Source organism: Halobacteriovorax sp. DPLXC-1 (assembly GCF_036903125.1).
In the GTDB taxonomy this organism is placed as follows: domain Bacteria; phylum Bdellovibrionota; class Bacteriovoracia; order Bacteriovoracales; family Bacteriovoracaceae; genus Halobacteriovorax_A; species Halobacteriovorax_A vibrionivorans.
Genome location: NZ_JAYMCO010000001.1, coordinates 1,282,327 through 1,305,165 on the forward strand (window position 1 = coordinate 1,282,327; position 22,839 = coordinate 1,305,165).

Annotated in this window: 6 protein-coding genes; 1 reads left to right on the top strand and 5 read right to left on the bottom strand. The window is 37.5% G+C overall.

What is annotated here, in order from left to right; all coding sequences use genetic code 11:
• Positions 1-170: 170 nt before the first annotated feature.
• Positions 171-1,493 (top strand): S8 family peptidase, encoded by a 1,323-nt coding sequence (locus VCM44_RS06275; RefSeq protein WP_334678317.1) that lies wholly within the window; start codon positions 171-173, stop codon positions 1,491-1,493.
• Positions 1,494-1,506: 13 nt separating this feature from the next.
• On the opposite strand, the gene VCM44_RS06280 is transcribed toward VCM44_RS06275, so the two are convergent.
• Genes VCM44_RS06280 through VCM44_RS06300 form a run of 5 tightly spaced genes read right to left on the bottom strand, consistent with a single transcriptional unit; the run spans position 1,507 to position 22,836 of the window.
• Positions 1,507-2,874: a TolC family protein gene (locus tag VCM44_RS06280; protein WP_334678318.1), complete on the bottom strand. Its 1,368-nt coding sequence runs from the start codon at positions 2,872-2,874 to the stop codon at positions 1,507-1,509.
• Between the two features lie 20 nt (positions 2,875-2,894).
• Positions 2,895-18,317 carry an Ig-like domain-containing protein gene (locus VCM44_RS06285; RefSeq protein ID WP_334678319.1) on the bottom strand — a complete coding sequence of 5,141 codons (15,423 nt, stop codon included), beginning with the start codon at positions 18,315-18,317 and terminating at the stop codon, positions 2,895-2,897.
• A complete protein-coding gene (locus VCM44_RS06290) occupies positions 18,308-19,330 on the bottom strand; it encodes a hypothetical protein (RefSeq protein ID WP_334678320.1) in 1,023 nt (340 codons plus the stop codon). Before VCM44_RS06290 ends, VCM44_RS06285 begins: the two co-directional genes overlap by 10 nt.
• A 2-nt stretch (positions 19,331-19,332) precedes the next feature.
• The gene (locus tag VCM44_RS06295; RefSeq protein ID WP_334678321.1) at positions 19,333-20,703 is read right to left on the bottom strand and encodes an HlyD family type I secretion periplasmic adaptor subunit; all 1,371 of its coding nucleotides are present in this window, start codon (positions 20,701-20,703) and stop codon (positions 19,333-19,335) included.
• Between the two features lie 9 nt (positions 20,704-20,712).
• A complete protein-coding gene (locus tag VCM44_RS06300) occupies positions 20,713-22,836 on the bottom strand; it encodes an ATP-binding cassette domain-containing protein (protein WP_334678322.1) in 2,124 nt (707 codons plus the stop codon).
• Positions 22,837-22,839 lie beyond the last annotated feature (3 nt).

The following is a 22,839-nucleotide window of genomic DNA, read 5'->3' on the forward strand; positions in this document are numbered from 1 at the left end:
TGTCATGAATTTGTCATTAAAAGTGGGGTAAAAACAACGTGTGCGCTATGTGTTAAGAGGTGGTAGTGGTCCCATATCCGATGAAAAATGTAAGAAAAAGATATTTTCTTTATTGATTTTATATGGCTACACTTAAGTTGTTGAAATTTAATTAGCAAAAGGAATTGCAAATGAATCGTTCGATCTTGATTGGAACAATCTTAATTGTTCTGGGTTTTTTTCTGAATATATCAGCTAAGGCCACATCAATACACGCCAACTCGAAACGAATTGTTATCAAAGTAAAGAAAGGGAAGTCGCTGCCACAATTTTCTGGTGTTCAAAAGATTAAACATTTCTTTGGTGAAAACTATGTCGCTTACACAAATGGTGATGAATCATTAATTGATCTCTATCTTGATCATGAAAATGTTAAAACAGCATACTTCGATACATATGCGGACACTGAGAAGTTACCTCGTCCAACTGATGTGGAAAAAGTAGCGCCTCAATTTAATAAGTCTCGTGCAACTCTTTTTAATGATCCAAAGATATCAAGGCTATGGGCATTCGATTCAGCTTCTGAATATGGTATGGGCGTAACACGAGCGTATGAAGAGTTTGGATTCTCTACTGGTGCTCCAGTTATTGTAGCAGTTGTTGATACTGGAGTTGATTATAATCACGAAGATCTTAAAGATGTGATGTGGATCAATGAAGATGAAATTCCAGGTAATGGAATTGATGATGATGGAAATGGGTATATTGATGATATTCATGGAATCAATACTCTTGAGCGTGACTCTAGTGGAGAGGCGACAAGTGATATTATGGATAAGCATTCTCATGGAACACATGTTTCAGGAACAATTGCAGCAAAACAAAATAATGGAAAGGGGATTGCTGGGGTCGCTTCAAATGTTAGAATCATGGGGCTTCGTACTGTTCCTAGTCGTGGTGATGAAACTGATGTCGATGTTGCAGAAAGTTTTCTTTATGCTGCAAGAAATGGCGCGCGTATTATTAATTGCTCATTTGGAAAGTCTCATAATGAAGGTGGAGACCTTGTCAAAGAGACAATTGATCATATTGCAAAAGTTTATAATGTTCTAGTAGTTACTAGTGCTGGTAATAGCTCTAAAGATATTGATCGCTATCTTACATATCCTGCATCTTTTGATAGTGAGGGGATGATTGTAATAGCCTCATCAACTAAGTATGGGCGTTTTTCGTATTTTTCTAATTATGGAGTTGAAAATGTTGATCTCTCATCTCCTGGTTCATCGATCTACTCGACAACACCTGGGAATCGTTACGGGAATATGTCTGGAACATCAATGGCCGCACCAAATGCTTCTGGTGTTGCAGCAGAAGTTCTCTCTCGTAACCCAAGCTTAACAGCGGTGGAGCTAAAGAAATTGTTAATGGATAATGTCGTAAAGAATTCATCAATGGATGGCGATATTCTTACGGGTGGAATTATTAATTTAAATACATCATTAAAAAATCTATAAATTATTGGCCCTATTAGTTTAGGGCCTTTTTCTTCTTTCCTTCTTCAAGGACATAGACACCAATTGTATTTCCAAGACTTTCTAATGAAGTTGATAGTCTAATACGTGATTCTGCATAAACTTTTTCAAGCATTAGAAGTTCATTTTGTTTTTGAATTAAATCGACCATTGTGACTTTCCCAAGTTTGTAACTCTTGTAAAAGGTATTTAGAATACGTCGCTGTTTTTCAACGATCTCTTTTAGTCTTTTAACTTTAATCTCTAAGTTATCGATCAATAGACGGTTTTCTCTGATATTAAAGTAAAAGCGTCTCTCTTCACGTCTTTTTAAAACCTCGGCAGCTAAAATGTCACTATCTTGGGCATCCTTTTTACTAAAAGTAGAGAATCCACTAAAGAGGGGAATATTTAGATAGACCCCGATTTTCTTTGAATTTCCACTTTCATCAAATACATCACCCCAGTTACCTTTTTCTTTATATAGAGAGCCTCTTAATTCTAACTCTGGATATTCTCTATCAAGATCCTGTTTTACTTTAGCAACCTGAGCATCATAGTTGTGTTGAACCTGTTTTAAGAAAGGGCTTGTTTCTTTTAACTTTCTCGTATTCTTTTCTAGAAAGTCATTAATATCATTTACGCTAACATCAAACTTACTTAAGTATCCAATAGCCTTTTCAAAGTCATCTTTCGTTTTTACATAACTTAAAATTTGAGAAAATGTCGTATCATCTTCTTTTAGACCTGTTAGAAGCATTAAGTATTGCTTGGCCATCAGTTGGCGATGATCAACTTCGTCTTTTTGATTGAGTAGATTTAAAAGGTTTACTTCTGTTTGATCGAGATCAGCACGAATACTATTTCCAAGTCGTAGTGAAGTACGCTCCTTTTTTATAAGGTCACGAGATTGCTCAATAAAATCATCTAGACGATATGTGAAATATGTTTCGATTAAGTAGCGTGAAAGAGCATCCTTAACGATCCAGTTGTAATTTAAAACGTATAATTCATATTCCTCTTTTGACAGTAGCTCAAGACTCTTTGTCTCACTCTTTCTACTAAAGAGAGATTTTTTGAATAGAGGCATTGATAAAGTGAATTCATATGAAGAAAGATCATTCTTTCCATCTTCATCATAAATACTATAAGGAGTTATATTTCTTTCATTGTAATGTTCTTGGGCCAGTTTTAAATCAACCTTAGGATAAAAACTTGAGCCGCTGGTACTGTCTCTTTCTTGAGCCGCTATAAAATTTTCTCTTTTTTGAATGACATCAGGAGATGTTTTAATAGAAAGCTCAACAAGCTTTTTATAAATGTCTTCTATTGCAAAACAATTAATTGAAAAAAGTAGACATAATAGTAATCTAAAATTTAACATCTTTTCCTCTTTGTTATATTCTAGATTACTATCGGTCTATCGTTTTCAATGATTAGCTCATGATCGCTTGTATCCTCTAAAGTATTGGTTAAGTCTTCTTCAGATTCGTTAACTTCTAGGTTATCGTCGTTAACATCAGCATCTGCGATGTAAATATCTCCAAACTCATCTACATTAGCTTCGTAAGAGGCTAGCTCATCAGTTGTATTACTTTCAATATTATCCATATTAACCATCATTGCTTGGATTTGATGGAAGTTTTGATGATTAAAGTTGACCATTACATCATCTGTTACTGAGGCAGAGTCTCCTGAAATTGAATCTGTACTTATAGCTGTTATTTCAAATTGAAAGGAATTCTCAAACTCACTAAGCCCAGTGAGTTGTAGATCTTCTATATCGTTTGTATCCAATACCCATTTTGAATTTATATCATCAAAGAAGCCAGCATTTACTTCAATTCCTTCGGGAAGATTTGAAATTTCAAATGTTAGGACTTCACTGTCATCGGTTAAGCTAGAGTCAATATTTAAGGCAACTTTTTCTGAGTTACTATCAATTAAAATATCTTGAACCTCTAGTATCGGTGTGTCTGCAATTGACTCTGTCGTTGCATTAATACTTTCAGTGCTTGAAACTAGAGTTTCAATGGATTCTATTTGTGATGTCTGTGCAGAGTCTTGCTCTGAGCTTGCAATACTTGGTACGTAGGTTACATTGACTGTAAATTCTGAAAAAGCTGTATCATCATTTGAGTTTTCTGTTGCAACAGCTCTTGCTGTAATAACAAAGTCATCAGTAATTCCTTCTGTGTCAGTTATAAAGAGATCTTGAGTTTCATCTAACTTTAATGTCCACACGTCATTAACATCATCGTAGCTCCCTTTTGAAAGGGTTGCACCGCTAGGTAGGCCATCGACTTCAAATGATAAAATTTCAGAGCCATCTGTATCAATAAGTTCTCCTGTTAGAATTAGTTGCGCATCTTCTCCTTCATTTAGGATGACTGCAAGCCCGGCACCTTCTGGTTCATCGGCCACTGCTTCTACTGTAACATCAAAGTTTTCTGTACGGTCTTTTATATCTCCATTGCCACCATCTTCTGTGAATGTTTTGACGTCGACTGTAAACTTTCCTGAATAGTGAAGTGGTGGAGTAATAGTGAGTCCGTCCATTTCATCATTTACAACGATCCACTTACCGCCACCTTGATTGATTCCGGCACTTAAGACTGAGCCTTCTGGAATCCCGGTCATTTCATAAACAAAATCTTGACCGAGATCACTATCTCTAAAATCTACAATAATTGCGACAGGCTCATCTTCTAATGTTGTTAAGTTTTCAAATTGTTGACGTGGATCATCAGTTCGCGGAAGTACATTAATGGCCACTGTTTTCACTGTTGTAAATGTACTTTGATCAGTTCCGTCATCTTCACCGTCGTTATCAACAGTTGTAACTTCTATAGTTAAAAAGTCCTGCCCATTAAAGTTTAAGTCTGGTGTGTATTCAATTTCACCGATATTATCCACTGTTCCATCTTCATTAACACCAGTAAGGGTTCCATTTGTTGGAAGAGATGTAATAACAATTGAAGTAATTGTTTCACTACCATCTCTATCAATTAATTCAAGATTGAATTCGAGTTTCTTCTTCTCATCTTCATTTGGCGTTGCAACGACATCATTCATTGATACTGGATCGGCAACTTCATTAACATTTACTGTAACAAATGCTTCAAGATCTTCAGGAGATGGTTCACAGCCAGGGATGGACTGTACTTGCCACTCAAATCTTAGTTGAAAATCTGTAGAATCATGCTCTTTAGTTAAAACTTGAAGAGTTGGTAAGTCTTGAGCATTTATTGACCATGTTCCATCGTTATTTTCGACTCCTGCATTAAATATTGCTCCATCAGGAAGTCCCTCAACAATGACAACGGCATTATCATCAATACCAACGGTTTCAATATCTAAATTTAGGTCTCCCCATACATCTTCTATAATTGAAGTGGTACTATCGGTAATAATTGGAAAATCTGGTACATCATTAACAAAGACATTAAATGAAGTTGTTGTGGATTGATCAATACCAGAGCTACCATCTGTTTTATTATAAGTTACATCGACTACGAAGTTCTCATTATAGTCCTCAGGCAACTTTATAAAAGCATCTGCAAGGTCTGCTTCTTCAAGAGTCCAACTTCCAGAACCATTATCAGTTCCAATCGTAACCCCCGTTGAATCAACTATTTCTGTTCCTGTTGGAAGTCCTGATAGGGTGATCGAATTTATATCACCAACTTCATCTTGTTCTTGGATAAGTGTGATATTAAGCTGTACATTTTCGTCTTCACAAGTTGTTAAATCTTGGGCAAGAACATCTATAACTCCTGTATCTCCAGTATTTCCACCATCATAGTAAGTTATCTCAAGTGTATTAGTTGTTGTTGCAACATCTGAATTTGAAGACTCTGTTGCTTGTGCAATAACTTCAAATGATACAATGCCAGCAACTGCATAGTTAAAGAATAGATCCTCGGCCTGCGCTTGTGTGAAGGTATACTTTAGTGGATTTGTAGCATCTTGGGTTCCTACAGGGTTACCACTTGAATCAACAAATGTTCCAGTATCACTTGCTGTAATTGTATATGTTAGTGTTTCACTACCATCGATATCATTTATTGCTCCAATAATATTGAGTTTGACATCGGTTCCGCTATCTCCTGCATTATCGGCAACAGCAAGGGAAGGAGTATCTGCTACTGCTTCCACATTAACTTTGAAATTTTGATTTACTGTGGCCGTATCCCCATCGTTTTCAGTAATTTTAATATCAAGTCTGATGTCGTAGCTGCCGCTCATATCTTTACTTGGGATAATGAAGAGATTATTTATCTCATCGGACGTAGCAGTCCATTTACCATCTCCAATATAAGTCCCAGCACTTAGGGTTACTCCATCTGGAACATTTGAAAAAGTATATTCATATGTTTCTGAGCCATCGCTATCAACTGTCGCTGGGTCAAAATTTATGATGAACTGGTTGGCCGCATCAGCTTCTGTACTATCTTCAAGAATATTAAGTTCATCAATTGTAAAGGTAGGTTGGTCAACTTTTCCAATCAGATCAACAGGATAGTCAATTGTTTGAACAAGTTCTCCGCCGTTAACTTCCTGGGTTGTGAAGGTAATAGGAATCACAAAGTCCACGTTGCTATTTAATGGAGGTCTGACCTTAATTGTGTCGACAGATCCTTCTTCAATTTCAACAACTCGATCAGCATCTTCAGCTGGAAATTTATCCTTGTCTGTCTCTAGCTCGTAGCCAGCAGGTATTGTGACCTCAACCTTTGTAATAACCTCAGACTTATCATTGTCAATGAAGACAATTTTCGCATTTAGTGGAATTAGTTTATCTTCTTCATCAGATGCTCTACCAGTTAGCTCAATTCCATCATTTACGGGATTAACAATAATTGTTTCAGTAAATACTTGCTCTACTTGATCCCCGTTAGAGTCTTGGACAACAATTGTGATTTCAATATCAAAGTCTTCATCTGAATTTAGTGGTGGTCTAATCGTGGCATTATTAAATTCTTCTTGAGTAAAGACATAACTTCCATCATCAAGAAGTGTTCCTCCAGACATGGTCGTATCATTTGGAAGATTATCAACCCTAACATAAACTGTTTCTGAGCCGTCAATATCGCCAGCTTCTGCTACCATATTAAGTGGAATATCTGTATCTTCATCGCCTTCACTGCCATTATTAGTTAGGGTCGGGATATCCGCTATTGGTTCCACCAGAACATCGACAGTGACACTATCTGATTGAAAATCACCATTACTTTGTTCTGTTGTAATGGCCGTGAATGTAATTTGTGCTGTACCACCAAAATCTTGTGGTGGTGTATAGATTAAGCCTTCTAATTGATCAGGTGTGAGAAGATAAACAGTTGGGCCAGTTGATATAATTTGATCATCTGGGACATTAAATTTTGACCCATCCAGTACTGTTGCTTCAATTGTCACGATTTCTGATCCATCTGTATCAAATTGTGTATAGCCAACGTTAATAGGGACGGCCACATCCTCATCAGTTCTAGTTCCTTCAGCACTTACTTCAATTTGATCGGCTACAGCATTTACAATGACGTTGATATCTTGGGTCGCTGAATTTGTTGTACCATTTTCATCTTCAGTATTTGCCGTAATAGTTAGAACAAAGTCCTGGTCGCTATTGAAAGCTGGTGTGTATTGAAGTCCAACAAGTTCTTCTGGTGTAAAGGTATAAGTGTCGAATCCATTACTTGAGCTTACAAAAGTACCTTGATTTAGAACACCATCAGAAGGAAATCCTGAGATTGTAATTGATGTTATGGTTTCACTGCCATCTGTATCAAATAAGTCGACAGAAATATTAAGGTCTGCTGGAACATCTTCATCTGTCGTCACATCTCCAGCATTTATAATAGGTGGATCTGCAACTGCGTCAACTGTGACAGTTATTGTATCTGTAGCAGTTGCTGTGTCATTATTACTTGCTTCTGTTGCTGTGGCAGTAACTGTTAAATCAAAGCTTCCTGAGTAATTTAATGGTGGTGTAATTAAGAGTGTTGCAAGTTGATCAGTCGTTAAAGACCAACTTCCGTCTCCATTATCAGTTCCTGCACTTAATGTTGCACCTGCTGGGACTCCTGAAACTGTTATAGCAAGAGATTCGGAACCATCTGTATCATTAAGAGTGGAGGCGATCGATAGAGCAATATTTGTATCTTCATCTCCTGTTGCATCAGCAACCGTTAGGTTTGGTACATCTGCTACCGCAACTACTGTTACGTTAAAATCATCGCTTCCAATTGCTGTATCGTTATTTTCAGACTCTGTCGTTTGTATCTCTAAAGTTAGGGTCGTTTCACCACTAAAGTTTAATGCAGGTATTACCTGTGATTCTTGAGGCTGGCCTATTGTTTGCCAACGTCCACCTCCTAAGTCTGTTGCATTAGTTATTGTAAAACCATCAGGAACTCCTGATACAAAGTATTGGTATGATTCTGAACCATCTTGATCAAGCGAAGTTGTATCAATTGTTGCAAATTGAATAAACACACCTTCATCTTCATTGACCGTAAGGTCTTGCATTGTAAACACAGGAGTATCTGCAACGGCATTTACAGTCACTAAAATCTCATCTGTTGTTATTGCACGATCGCCATTGTCAGATTCTTCAGATACTGCAGTTACTGTAATCGTAAAATCTGTTGCATCATTTAGAATCGGTGTAATAGTCAGGCCAGTTAAATCCGCCGTCGTCAATGACCATGTCCCATCACCATTATCTGTTCCCGAACTCAGTGTTGCACCAATTGGTACTCCTGAAAGAGTAATACTTAATGATTCTGAACCATCTGTATCAACAAGCTCAGGTGTAATACTTAGAGCAATTGCACTATCTTCATCTCCAGTTGCATCTGCAACTGTGAGAAGAGGAGCATCTGCTACAGCATTAACTGTTACATTCAGAGTACCACTTACAGACTGGAAGTCTCCATTTGAGGTCTCAGTGGCCGTAACGGTTACGTTTAGTGCAAAATTCTCATCACTATTAAGTGGAGGAGTAATTGTTAAACCCGTTAATTGTGCTTGTGTAAGTGTCCAGCTACCATCTCCATTATCTGTTCCAGCACTTAATGTCGCTCCAGTAGGTACATCACTTATTAAAAAAGAAAGAGTTTCAGATCCATCTAGGTCCTGTAGCTGTGCGCTTATACTTAAGGCGATAGCGCTATCTTCATCACCTGTTGCATCAGCTAAAGTTAGGCTTGGTATATCTGCAACAGCATTAACGGTAACAATAAGAGTTTCTTCTGCTAAGGCCTGGTCAGAATTCTCTGATTCTGTTGCTAAAGCTCTTATCGTTAATTCTACCTGTCCTGATAGATTTGCTGGTGGAGTAATTGTAAGACCGACAAGATCATCAGGACTTAAGAGCCAGTTTCCTTCTCCTAAATTAGTCCCGGCACTTAAGACGGCATTGAGAGGAACATTGCTAATTCCAATTCTTAAACTTTCAGATCCATCGATATCGACTAAACTTGAAGAGATTGAGAGTGCAATGGCCGTATCCTCATCTCCAGAAGCTGGCTGAGTCGTTAAGTTTGGTGTATCTGCAACAGCATCAACTGTAACATTTAAGGAATCTGTAAATTTTCTTGTTGCTCCTGTTTTAGCTTCAGTTACTGTGTGGGTAATTGTAATCGTGAAGTCCACATCACTATCTGAAACAGGTGTTAATATTAAGTTATTTATATCAGTAACTGTCCATGTCCCATCACCATTATCTGTTGCTCCTGTTAAGAGTGCACCAGTCGGAATTCCCGATAAGACTGTTTCAACTGACTCACTTCCATCCGTGTCAGTTAGCTGCGCATTAATTACAAGTTGACCTGAAACATCTTCAAGTATATTTAATGGCTCACTACTATAAGTTAAGTCATCAACTTGGGATGTTACTAACACGTTAAGTGTTCCTGAAGCACTAGCTTGATCACCATTTTCTGTTTCCTCAGTAAAGACTTCTACTTGTAATTGAAAGTCTACATCTGAGTTTAGTGCTGTTAGTACAGAGGCGGCCAAAGCTTGTTCATAAGTAAGTTCTATTTGATTATTTCCAAGGTCTGTTCCAATGGCCGCACCGCTAGAGTCGACAATTGAGATATCAGCACTTGGTTTTGTAATTATCACTTTAGCAAAGAACTCTGAGCCATCATTATCAAATAATTGAGCACTTAAATTTAATGGAGAAGGAGAATCTTCTGTTGCATTTACATCGGCAAAATTTAAAATAGGCTCATCGGCCACAGCATTAACAGTAACATTTAAATCTTGTATCGTGCTGGCCGAATCACTATTTGCTCCTTCCACACTGGTTGCCGTCACTTGCAATGTGAAATCTACGTCACTATTAAGTGGAGGCGTTATAGTAAGACCTGCAAGTTGGGCCGTTGTTAATGTCCAACTTCCATCACCATTATTTGTTCCTGCACTAAGAGTCGCTCCCGTTGGTACATTGGCAATTGTAATATTTAATGTTTCTGAGCCATCTGTATCAACGAGAGTAGGTGTGATATTTAATGCAATTGCAGTGTCTTCATCTCCAATTGCATCGCTCACCGTAAGATCAGGAGCATCCGCAACAGCATTTACAGTTACATTAAGAGTACCAGTAGCGCTTGCGCTATCACTATTTGAACTCTCTGTAGATGTTGCCGTAACTGTTAATGAGAAATTACTATCACTATTTAATGGAGGTGTTATGCTTAAGCCTGCAAGTTGAGCTTGCGTTAATGTCCAAGATCCATCTCCGTTATCAACTCCTGCACTTAGTGTCGCTCCTGCTGGGATGTCGCTAATTAAAAATGATAAGCTTTCAGATCCATCTGTGTCTTGTAAGGCTGCGCTTATCGTTAATGGAATGACCGTGTCCTCATCACCACTTACATCAGAAAGACTTAATATAGGCTCATCAGCAACAGCATTAACCGTAATCGTGGTATCTGTAGATGCTGAAGAAGATGTTCCTCCTGGATCAGTGACATTTGTTGTTATTGTTATGGTAAATGCATCACTTGAATTAGGAGGAGGTGTAATTGTAAGACCAGCTAATTGAGCTTGCGTTAAAGTCCAGCTTCCATCACCGTTATCTGTACCAGCACTTAAAGTCGCACCTGTTGGCATATTTGTTATCGTAATATTATCAATTATTTCAGATCCATCTGTATCTGTTGTGGCCGTCGTTATATTTAGTGCTGCGGCGGTGTCTTCGTCGGTTGTGACAGGATCGGCCGATACTGTCGGAATATCAGCAATTGGTCTAACTGTAACACTTAAGGTTGCTGAGATATCTGCTGTATCGCTATTGCTTGTTTCTGTAGAAGTAGCTGTTACCGTTAAGTCAAAATCGACACCACTATCAAGAGGTGGCGTAATCGTAAGCCCTGTTAATTGATCAGGTGTTAAAGTCCAACTCCCATCTCCATTATCTGTACCAGCACTTAAAATCGCACCTGTTGGTACTCCTGATATCGTTATTTCTAAGGTCTCAGAGCCATCTGTATCATTTAGAGATGATGTGATTGAGAGGGGGATTGCCGTATCTTCATCACCACTTGCTGCTTCAACTGTTAAGTTTGGTATATCTGCAACAGCTTGTACTATTACAAGAAAATCATCTGTTCCAGTGGCCGTATCGCCATTTTCATCTTCAGTTGAAAGAATTTCTAATGTTAAAGTAATCTCACCACTAAATTTAGTAGGAGGTACAACTTCTGATTCTTGTGGAGGCCCTGCTGTCTGCCATCGTCCATCTCCAAGGTCTGTAGCATTTGTAATAGTGAAACCATCTGGTACACCTGTTACAAAATATTGATAAGTTTCAGATCCATCTTGATCAAGAGAGGTTGAATCAATTGAAGCAAACGAGATAAAATTACTCCCGTCTTCATCAATTGTAATATCTTGCATTGTAAAGACTGGAGTATCTGCAACTGCATTAACAGTGACAAGAATTTCGTCAGTAGTTGTCGCACGATCCCCATTTGCTGCTTCTTCAGAAGTTGCTGTAACGGTTAGAGTAAAGTCTGTCGCATCATCTTTAACAGGAGTTAATGTAAGTCCTACAAGGTCTGCACTGGTTAGAGTCCAGGTCCCATCGCCATTGTTTGTACCTGCACTAAGCGTTGCACCAATTGGAACTCCTGCAATTGTTAGGCTTACACTTTCAGATGTGTCATCGTCGACAAGGGCCGTGGAAATAGTAAGAGGTATCGCTGTATCTTCATCGCCAGTTACATCAGTAACTGTAAGATTTGGTGCATCAGCAACAGCATTCACTGTTACATTTATTGTTCCACTTACACTTTCAAAATCACTATTCGTTGCTTCTGTAGCAGTGGCCGTTATATTTAATGCAAAATTTGTATCACTATTAAGTGGCGGAGTTATTGTAAGGCCTACTAGTTCACTTTGAGTAAGTGTCCATGTTCCATCACCATTATCAATTCCTGCACTTAGTAGTGCACCATCTGGAACATCACTAACAAGAATTGAGATTGCTTCAGAGCCGTCGAGATCTTGTAATTGAGCATCAATACTAAGTGCAATTGCAGTGTCTTCATCACCACTTGCATCAGATAAGTTTAAAGTTGGAATATCTGCATCAGCATTGACAGTAACAATTAACGTCTCAGATGCCACCGCTAGATCAAGATTCTCTGATTCTATTGCTAATGCACGAATTGTTAACTCAACTTGACCTGCAAGATCCTCAGGTGGAGTAATCGTTAAACCAACTAGCTGTGCAGGTGTTAATATCCAATTACCATTACCAAGGTTTGTTCCAGCACTTAAAGACGCATCGAGAGGAACATTACTAATTTCAATTCTTAGAGCTTCTGATCCATCTATATCCACGAGGCTTGGTGATATTGAAAGTGCAATTGCTGTATCTTCTTCTCCAGTTGCATCTGTCGTTGTTAAATTTGGTGTATCTGCTACGGCCCTAACATTTACATCTAATGAATCATTAAATACTCTAGACTCAGCAGTCTCAGTCTCTACAACTGTATGAATAATAGAAATCGTAAAGTCTTCATCACTATTGCTTGCTGGAGTAAATACTAGGTTGTCGTAATCAACAACAGTCCATGTTCCATCTCCGTTATCTGTTGCTCCTGAGATTTGCGCGCCAACAGGAATACCTGTTAGTATTGTTGTTAGGGTTTCACTTCCATCTGTATCAGTAAGCTCAGCGTTGATAACCAAAGTTCCTGATGTATCTTCTAAGATATCGAGAGGCTCACTACTATAAATTAATTCATCGACTTGAGAGTTAACAAGGACATTTATTGTTCCAACAGTACTGGCCTCGTCTAGGTTTTCACCTTCTTGACTGAAGGCTTCAACAACCAATTGAAAGTCTAAGTCTGAATTTGGTGGTGGTAGAATAAAGAGGTCGAGTGCCTCTTCTGCTGTGAAAGTATATAAAAGAGGATTCGTGGCATCTTGTTGACCTACAGGTTCAGCAGAAGAATTATAAAAAGTAACACCTGCTAAAGTTGTTGTAATAGTCACTTTCGATATTGACTCAGACCCATCTGCATCTGTTAGTTGAATATCTAAGTTTAGAGGTGCTGTAGTATCTTCATCAACGCTAATATCATCAACATTTAAAATAGGTGCATCAGCTACTGGTACAACATCGACAACGAGATCCTGAGTAATTGTTGCAAAGTCACTATTTTCACCTTCTACACTTGTTGCCGATACTTTTAATGTAAAATCATCCCCACTATTTAACGAAGGAGTGATTGTTAAGCCTACTAGGTCAGTGGTTGTAAGTGTCCAGGTGCCATCACCGTTGTTTGTCCCTGCACTTAGAGTAGCTCCTGTTGGTACATCAGCAATCGTGATAACAAGAGTTTCTGATCCATCTGTATCAGTAAGGGCCGGTGAAATATTTAAAAGAATAGGAGAGTCTTCATTTCCTGAAGCTGGATCTACACTTAGAGTGGGAGTGTCGGCAACAGCATTAACTGTTACGTTTAATGTTGCGTTGACACTCTGAGAATCACTATTTGACCCTTCAGTTGCAGTAACTGTTACATTTAATGCAAAATCCTCATCACTATTTAGTGGAGGTGTGATTGTTAGTCCAACTAAGTCAGCTTCTACTAATGTCCAAGTTCCATCTCCATTATCTGTTCCTGCACTAAGTATTGCACCAGTTGGTACATCACTTATTAAGTATGAAATCTCTTCAGAGCCATCAAGATCCTGAAGCTGCCCACTAATGCTAAGAGGTATTGCTGTGTCCTCATCTCCTGTGGCATCTGAAACGCTCAGAGTTGGTATATCTGCGACGGCATTTACAGTAACTGCAACATCTGTTGAAGCAGATGAAGAAGTTCCTCCTGGATCTGTGACATTTGTTGTAATTGTAATAGTAAAGCTATCATTTGAATTTGGTGGAGGTGTAATTGTTAATCCTGCTAGATCTGCCACTGAAAGAGTCCAGCTTCCATCTCCATTATTAGTACCAGCATTTAATGTCGCGCCATCTGGCATATTAGTAATAATAATATTATCAATGACCTCTGATCCATCGCTATCACTTGTTGCTGTCACTATATTTAAGGCCGCTGCTGTATCTTCATCTGTTGTGACAGGATCGGCCGATACTGTCGGAATATCAGCAATTGGCCTAACTGCTACATTTATTGTTGCAGATGTTTGCGCTGTATCGCTATTGCTCGTTTCTGTCGAGATTGCTGTTACTGTTAAATCAAAATCGACTCCACTATCTAGTGGGGGAGTTATTGTTAATCCTGTAAGTTGATCTGGTGTTAAGCTCCAACTACCATCACCATTATCAGTACCAGCACTTAAAACTGCTCCTGTTGGAACGCCAGCGATTAAAAGAGAGAGAGTCTCTGATCCATCTATATCGTTTAAACTTGATGATATCGTTAGAGGTATTGCTGTATCTTCGTCTCCTGATGCGTTTTCGACACTGAGGTTTGGTACATCAGCAATTGCTTCAACAGTAACGAGAAAGTCATCAGTGCCAATCGCTGTATCATTATTTTCAGCTTCAGTTGTTTGAATCTCTAAAGTTAATGTTACTTGACCATCAAAATTTGGTGTTGGGACAACTGCAGACTCTTCGGGCAATCCTGTTGTCTGCCATCGACCACCTCCAAGATCTGTTGCATTTGAGATAATAAATCCATCTGGAACACCTGTTACGAAGTATTGATAACTTTCTGATCCATCTTGATCTAGAGATGTCGTATCAAGGCTTGCAAAAGAAAGAAAGGCGCTACTATCTTCATCGACTGTTAAATCTTGCATTGTAAAGACAGGTGTATCGGCAACTGCATTGACGACTACATTCAAGTCCTGTGTTGTGCTAGCAGTATCATTATTATCAGCTTCTGTACTCGTAGCAGTAACTTGTAGAACAAAATCATCACCACTATTTAATGGAGGAGTAATTGTGAGTCCTGCTAATTGTGCTTCACTAAGTGTCCAGCTACCATCACCATTATCTGTACCAGCACTAAGTATTGCTCCTGTTGGAACATTTCCAATTGTAATACTTAGAGATTCTGAAGCGTCTGTATCAACTAAGCTCGGTGAGATAGATAAGGCAATGGCCGTATCCTCATCTCCTGATGCATCCGCTACACTAAGTGTTGGGGCATCTGCAACAGCATTAACTGTAACATTTAAAGTTGCGCTGACACTTTGTGAATCACTATTTGATCCCTCTGTGGCAGTAACGGTGATATTTAAGGCAAAATCATTGTCACTGTTTAGCGGTGGAGTTATTGTTAGGCCAACTAGATCAGATTGCGTTAAACTCCAAGTCCCGTCTCCATTATTTATTCCTGCACTAAGTACAGCGCCCGTAGGAACGTCACTTATCAAAAATGAAATATCTTCAGAACCATCAAGGTCTTGAAGTTGTCCACTGATATTTAGAGCAATTGCAGTATCTTCATCTCCGGATGCATCCTGGACATTCAAGATCGGCACATCAGCAACGGCATTAACTGTAACGATAAGAGTTTCCTCAGCAAGGGCCTGATCTGTATTTTCTGCTTCTGTGGCCAAGGCCCTAACAATTAATTCTACCTGTCCTGATAAATTCTCTGGTGGAGTAATTGTTAGCCCAACAAGGTCTTCAGGAGACAATAGCCAATTCCCATTACCTAAATTAGTACCTGCACTTAATATTGCATTTGGTGGAACGTTACTTATACCAATTCTTAAACTTTCAGATCCGTCTGTATCAACTAAACTAGCAGAAATTGTAAGTGGAATAGCTGTATCTTCATCTCCTGTTGCATCTGAGGTCGCTAGGTTTGGTGTATCTGCAACCGCATCTATTACTACATTTAATGAATCATTAAATACGCGTGATGCACCGTTTTTAGCTTCAGTTACAGTATGTGTAATTGAAATTGTAAAATCCACATCACTATTTTCAATAGGTGTTAATATTAAATTATCATAATCAGTAACAGTCCATGTCCCATCGCCATTATCAGTAGCACCTGATAGGGTAGAGCCGCTTGGAATACCAGATAAAATTGTTTCAACTGATTCACTTCCATCTGTATCAGTGAGCTCGGCATTTATAATTAATTGTCCTGTGGTATCTTCTAGGATCGTTAAAGGCTCACTACTATATATTAGGTCATCGACGACAGAGTTTACTGTTACATTCATTACTCCTGTGGCACTTGCTTGATCTCCATTTTCTGTTTCTTCACTAAAGACTTCTATTTGTAATTGGAAATCAATATCAGAATTTGTTGGTGGAGTAACGTAAGCCGCAACGGCCTGTTCATAAGTTAACTCAATTTGATTTAAGCCCAAGTCTGTACCGATGGCCACTCCTGAAGCATCTACAATTGATACATCAGCACTCGGTTTTGTGATAATAACTTTTGCTATAAACTCTGACCCATCGGTGTCAGTAAGGGCAATATTAAGATTTAATGGAGCTAGGGAGTCCTCATCAACACTAATATCTGTAACATTTAATGTGGGAATATCAGCAACGGCATTAACTGTTACATTCAAATCTTGTGTAACACTTGCAAAATCACTATTTTCTGATTCCACACTTGTCGCAGTTACTTGCAGCGTAAAGTCATCACCACTATTTAGTGGAGGTGTAATTGTAAGAGCTGCTAACTGAGTCGATGTTAGTGTCCAACTACCATCACCATTATTAGTACCTGCACTTAAAACTGCTCCTGCTGGTACATTTGATATTGTTATATTTAATATTTCTGAACCATCTGTATCCACAAGCTCTGGTGTTATGCTAAGAGCAATTGCAGTATCTTCATCACCTGTTGCATCAGCTACAGTCAGTAGGGGAGTGTCAGCAACAGCATCTACATTTACATTGATCGTTTCACTAATTGAGGCCGTATCACTATTTTCTGTCTCTGTTGCAGTAGCAGTTACTGTTAAAGAAAAGTCTTCATCTGAATTTAAGGCCGGTGTTATTGCCAGTCCGATTAGCTCTTCTTGTGTGAGAGTCCAGCTACCATCACCATTATCAATTCCTGCGCTTAATGTCGCACCGGTCGGAATACCTGAGACTAAGATTGATAGCACTTCTGAGCCATCAGTATCAAATAAGGATGTGTTGATATTTAATGCAATTGCGCTATCTTCAAGACCTGTTGCATCACTAACCGTTAGATTAGGAATATCTGCAACAGGATTTACTTCAACATCTACAGTTAGTATTGTTTCTCCATTCGTTGATCTAATAACATCATCCGGCCCTCGATCAATGACAAAGAATTGGATATTTAAAGTGAAATTATCAGAAGAATTTAATGGAGGAAGTATTTGAAGTGCATCTTTGTCTGTAACGAGAAAGTAGTCTCCTTGTCGTGTTGCACCTTTTAATTTTGCTCCCTCAGGAACATCAAAAATTCTAATTTCCAATGTTTCAGAACCATCAAGGTCATTTACCTGTGCTACGGGGATTCCAATCGGAATATACTTGTCTTCATTTCCTAGTGCTGTCGGTGTCACTTCTGCTGTTGGTAAATCAGCATCTGGTCGTACCGTAACTAGAACATTTCCATTTTGTGTATCACTTGAAGTTCCTTCGGGGTTTGTGGTGATGACACTTATACTCAGATTAAAATTATTAGAGCTATTTTCTGGTGGAGTAATAGTTAGGCCATTTAACTCTTCTACCGTCAATCGATAGTAATTTTCAAGCCCATCAGCTACAAGTGTACCAGCAGAAAGAATAGCATTTTCTGGTACATTATAAATTCTTATTTCAATTGTATCTTCACCACCTGATGTATCTTCTACTGTTACATTTATATTAATGGCCGTATCTTCAAGGCCAAAAGAAGGAGAGAAGGTTACATTTGGTGCAAAAACTTCAGACTCTGGTACTTCTGGTAATGTTGGCGGCTCAATAGGCTCCACTTCAATATCAGTAATTGGAAACGCCGGCCTTAGATCAGGTTGGCCGGGATCGAGGGCAATGAATGAAGATGTTAAAAGAGCTGTTATATCATCTTGTGCTCCTATATCATTTTCACTGTCTGCAATAGCTGCTGCTGTGGCCGATTCATCAGCTGCATCAGGTGGTATAACAGGTTCAGAGAAGTCAAATGCCTTCCAAGCACTAGGCTTATATTTGAAGTCTTCGACCGTAAAATCATAATTCTCGTTAGCACGTAAATATGCTAGTGAATTATAGGCCGTAAGAGCTGCTGTACCTGTAAAAGCTGTTTGTGAGGTTTTATTTAAATTACTTTTCTTAGGTGCAGAATGCTCGCCTGCTTGTAAGTATTTATCGTTATTTTTTTTAAAGTCTTTTAGTGCCATAGTTTAAACTTTTCTTGATGAGGTATACTGATTTCTACAATATTTCCTGGTTCCTTATAGTTAAGTTCAATTCCTTTAGTACTATTTGCAATTGCGATCCCTTTTTCCGTTTCTTTTAGGGAGTCACTTAAGTTTGTTTTCAAGTATTTTTTGTAATCAAAACCTTCTCCACCATCTATAACAGTTATCCGATAGTTCTCTTCAAGCTTTTCATAAGTGACTATGATAGGTTCCTTGTTTCGATTACATAATATCTCTAAGTAGTTTTCATAATCATTTTCGTTTTTAATCTTTTTACGCTTTTCTTTATCGATGCCAAGTTGTCCATGTTCTAATGAATTTAAAATGATTTCAAAAAATGCACGTTCTTGTGTAATTGTTGCATTTGTAAATAGCTTTAGTGTACGGGCACAACCTGCTACTTGTGCTAGGCTTCTAATCTCCATTTGTGCATTGGAGACAATGTCTAAACCGCTGTTGTGATCGAGTGAATAATTGATTATTGAGTTAATCTTTGAATGCATTTTTATCTTAGAATTAACTAATTGCTTAAGATGAGAAAAACTTTGCATATCAATATAGTCATTAAGATCATTTTCTAAATAGTGCTTTCTTCTTCTATCGCTTATTTCTTGTGAAAGGATGATTAATGGCACATTTGCAAATCTTGGATACTTCTTCATCATTGTTAGAATGGAAAGATCTTTCTTCTTATTGCCATCATAGTAAATGATTAAGTCCACATTTTTAGTTTTTACATCTGAGAAGATTTGAAAAATCATAGCGATGCTTTTTCTGTGCACAACTTCATAAGCATCACCAAGCATAAGACTTAATCGGTCAGTAATTTCTTTATTAGAACTAACAACTAATACCTTAGGATGTTCATTTTTTTTCGTGCCTTCTTGATCCTCAAACTCTGTCTCTTGAGTCTCAATCTCACTACTTTGTGATTCATTATCAATGACTTCATTTGTTTCGTTCGTTACTGGTTGTTGTAATTTCTTATACATAATTATCTCTCTGTTAGTGCGTAGTCTAATGAAACAGTTAGTGGCCTCATTAAGTAAGCTAATATACTTTTTCTTGAAGTTAGAATATCTGCTTGGACAGTCATACCTGGTAGGACTAAGTTCTTTGTCTGATCTTCGCCCACATAATTCTTAGATAATTTTACTATCGCTCGATAGTAGCTCGCTCCACCATCAGAATAAAAAGTAGATGGTGAAATTGATTCAATTTGTCCTAAAATTGTTCCGTATCGATTGTACTGATATGATGTGATCTTTAAATCAACAGGCATTCCTACTTGTACATGACCGATATCCTGTGGCATGATTTTAATGATTGCATTGACTTGGCCATCAATTGGAACAATCTCCATAATCTTTTGCCCGGCCGTTATAACACCACCAATCGTTTGAATTTCTACTCCTTTTACAATCCCTGCAATAGGTGCACGTATATTTAGAGATTCGATCTCTTTTTCGATCCCTTGAAGAATTTTTTCGTTTTCTTCAAGTAATAAATCAATTTGAGAGATTCTCTCATACGCATCTTCTGCGCTATTAGCACTTAGACTTTTTAGTCTTTCTTGTAATTCGATGATCTCGTTATCAATTTTTGCTTTTAAGGTCTTTGCATTAACATATTCGTTTTCATATCGATTCTTTTCCATCTCTACTTGTGTTAGAGATACCTTTGGTGCAATGTCATTTCTTACAAGTCTCTTTTGAAGGACTAATGCATCCTTAGCTAATTGATAATTTCTACGAGCATTTTTTACAGTTGATTCATATGTAATGGATTCGTCCATCTTTGTTCTTAAGCGCTCTTCGATGATCGTTTTTTCACTTTCCAATGAATCTTGCATTGTTTTTAGAGCATCTGTTTGGACTTGAGGTGATCCTTCTAAGTCATATTTTTGACTGTGGATTTGTGCAATCTCTTCAAATCGAGGTTTACGATTTTCAATGAAGGAGAGTAGTCTCTCTCTTTGAAGTGATAGTGAGTAGAGTTTGGCAAGCACCCTTGTTTTTTCACTTTTAACATTATCACCTGATAGTGTGTATAGAATCTCTCCATTATCAACAAGCTGTCCATCAATGACATTGATCGAGTCAACAACACCGCCTTTGATATGTTGGATTGATTGAATGTGTTTAATTGGTGTGATTTCACCGTTACTTTTTACGACTTCATTTACAGTGGATACAGATGACCATACAAGGAAGCCAATAATTGCAAAAACAGAAAGTGAAATAATAGATTTCGTTACTAATGGAATACGTGCTTCTTCTAGAAGTAAGTCTTGGCCTATGTAGTCACTTTGTTTTGCATAATCGAGTGTGTCTTTAATCGATTTATTCTTTCTTTTATTTTTCATAGAATATCCTTAAATTAAAGCTCTTTCTTCTAGAGCAGGTATTAACTTATCTTTTGAGCCTGAAAATACTTGTGATCCAGGTGCCATATATATGATCTTATCTGCCTCTTTGAGCATTTCTTTATGTTCGCAGCAGAAAACAACGCCAAAGTTTCCTTTAGATAATTTAAGAAATTTATGTAATAGGTTAAGTTGTTCGTTAATTAAACTTGTTGGGATTTCTTCTATGAGGACAAGTTTTGCTTCAGTACAAAAAGGTATTGCTAAGACAATGGCCGCGTATAATTCATTTGATATTTTCAGCTTCGTTGAACCGCTAAGTGGTGTATCAATTGTTATGCCTTCTTTTTCTAACATGTCGCCAATTCCAAATAGACCAAGTTTTATTAAAATATCATCGCGTTTGATTAACGGATTGATATACTTAATATTTTCATAAATACTTAAGTCTTTAGTTAAAGAGTTTGTAAGATTAAGAGTAAGTATTTTATGTCTTAAAAAGAGTGTGTCGAATTGACGATGATCCACCCCTCCGATTTGGATAGAGCCTGATTGTGGTAAGTAAGTCTTATTAAGTAATTTTATAAATGCACTTTTTCCTGACTCTGCACCAGCATGGACTCCATATATTTCACCTTCTTTTAACTTTATATCAACACCGACAAATACATTCTCCAACGATTCAGGGTAACGAAAACATACACCTTTGAATTGAACATCAAAATTATTAGCGTTTAAGTCTTCATATGTTTGATATGTACGATTTTCTGTTTGTGCTCTGAAGAACCGATGTAAGTTTTGAAATGTGAATTTGATAGTATCTAATCTTTGTCTTGAATTTAACAATTGCTGAGCAGGTGATAATATTCTCCATAAGATGAGCATTACGGCCATAAAATTACCCATGGCCAAGCTTTGATCCCATACTAGTAAGACACCAGTTGCGACAGATGCGATTCCAACAGCTATTGTCATTACATATGCGATTAGCTCAAGTTGATGTACCAACATTTGATTTTGATGACCGCTATAGCATGAACGAGATGTTAAGGAAGATAGCCTTTTATTAAAAACAGGAAATAGGCTCTCTAGGTAGATATCTTCTGATCTTCTTTTGAGTTCATTTGTTAAATTATTTTTCTCTGTGTTAATTTCACTAAAGTATTGTTTTTTAAGCCTTAGTTTTCCAATGTGTTGTCTGTAGAGGATTGTGTATATTGGTACTAATAAGAGTAGGGGAATTGCCATTTGCCACGATAAGAAAAATATTGGAATGATTAAGATAGCATTAAATACTGTGTCAATTAACATCAGTGTTGAAGGAGAGGAAAAGAAGTTAATTGAATTTCTTATGTCTTCAAAACGATTAATCTGATAATCCAGCTTTTCAACTTCTCTTTGATGATCTGACATATTAGACATCTTTTGAAGAATTGCGACTTCAAAAAAATAATCAACTCGACAAGCACACCATGAGATAATATTTGATCTAATATTTCGAGCACTAAAATCAAGTGCTAAAAGCAGAAGTATACCGGTTGTCGCTGGTATAAGTGTTTGTAGATCTTTTGAACCAACGATTTTGTCATAGATAAACATGACAAATAATGGAAGTGCTAAAGTCGTAAAAACATTCAAGAATGATAAGAAGTAGATTCGACGAAGATGCTTATCGAATCTCGACATGATTGTTTTAATCCATGTCGAAAAATTTACGCTAGTATTTGTAAAAATCTTTTCATTATCATAATCAACACTTGTAAATTCTTTAATTAGTAATGCGTATTTTATTTTAAATTTCTTCTCATTGATATGTCTTTTTTGTTCTTGATCATTTATTAAATATGATTTTTCTTCATCTGAATCATAACTATAGATCAAGTAGTCGCCTTTATTGCAAAAGTCTTTTACATCAGTATTTGAAATTACAATACAAGGTAGGGTGTCCCTTTCTATGTTTTTAAGTTTTATCTTAAATGGGCGACCTTGAAGACCTAGTGTCGCTAAGGAGTTTATAAGATCAACTTCTTTCATATTAACAAAAGACATAAGAATCTCATTTACTTCTTCTTTGTACTCATCTTCGTACTTTAATTCCATAAAATGATGGAAAATTAATTTTAAATTAGTCATATT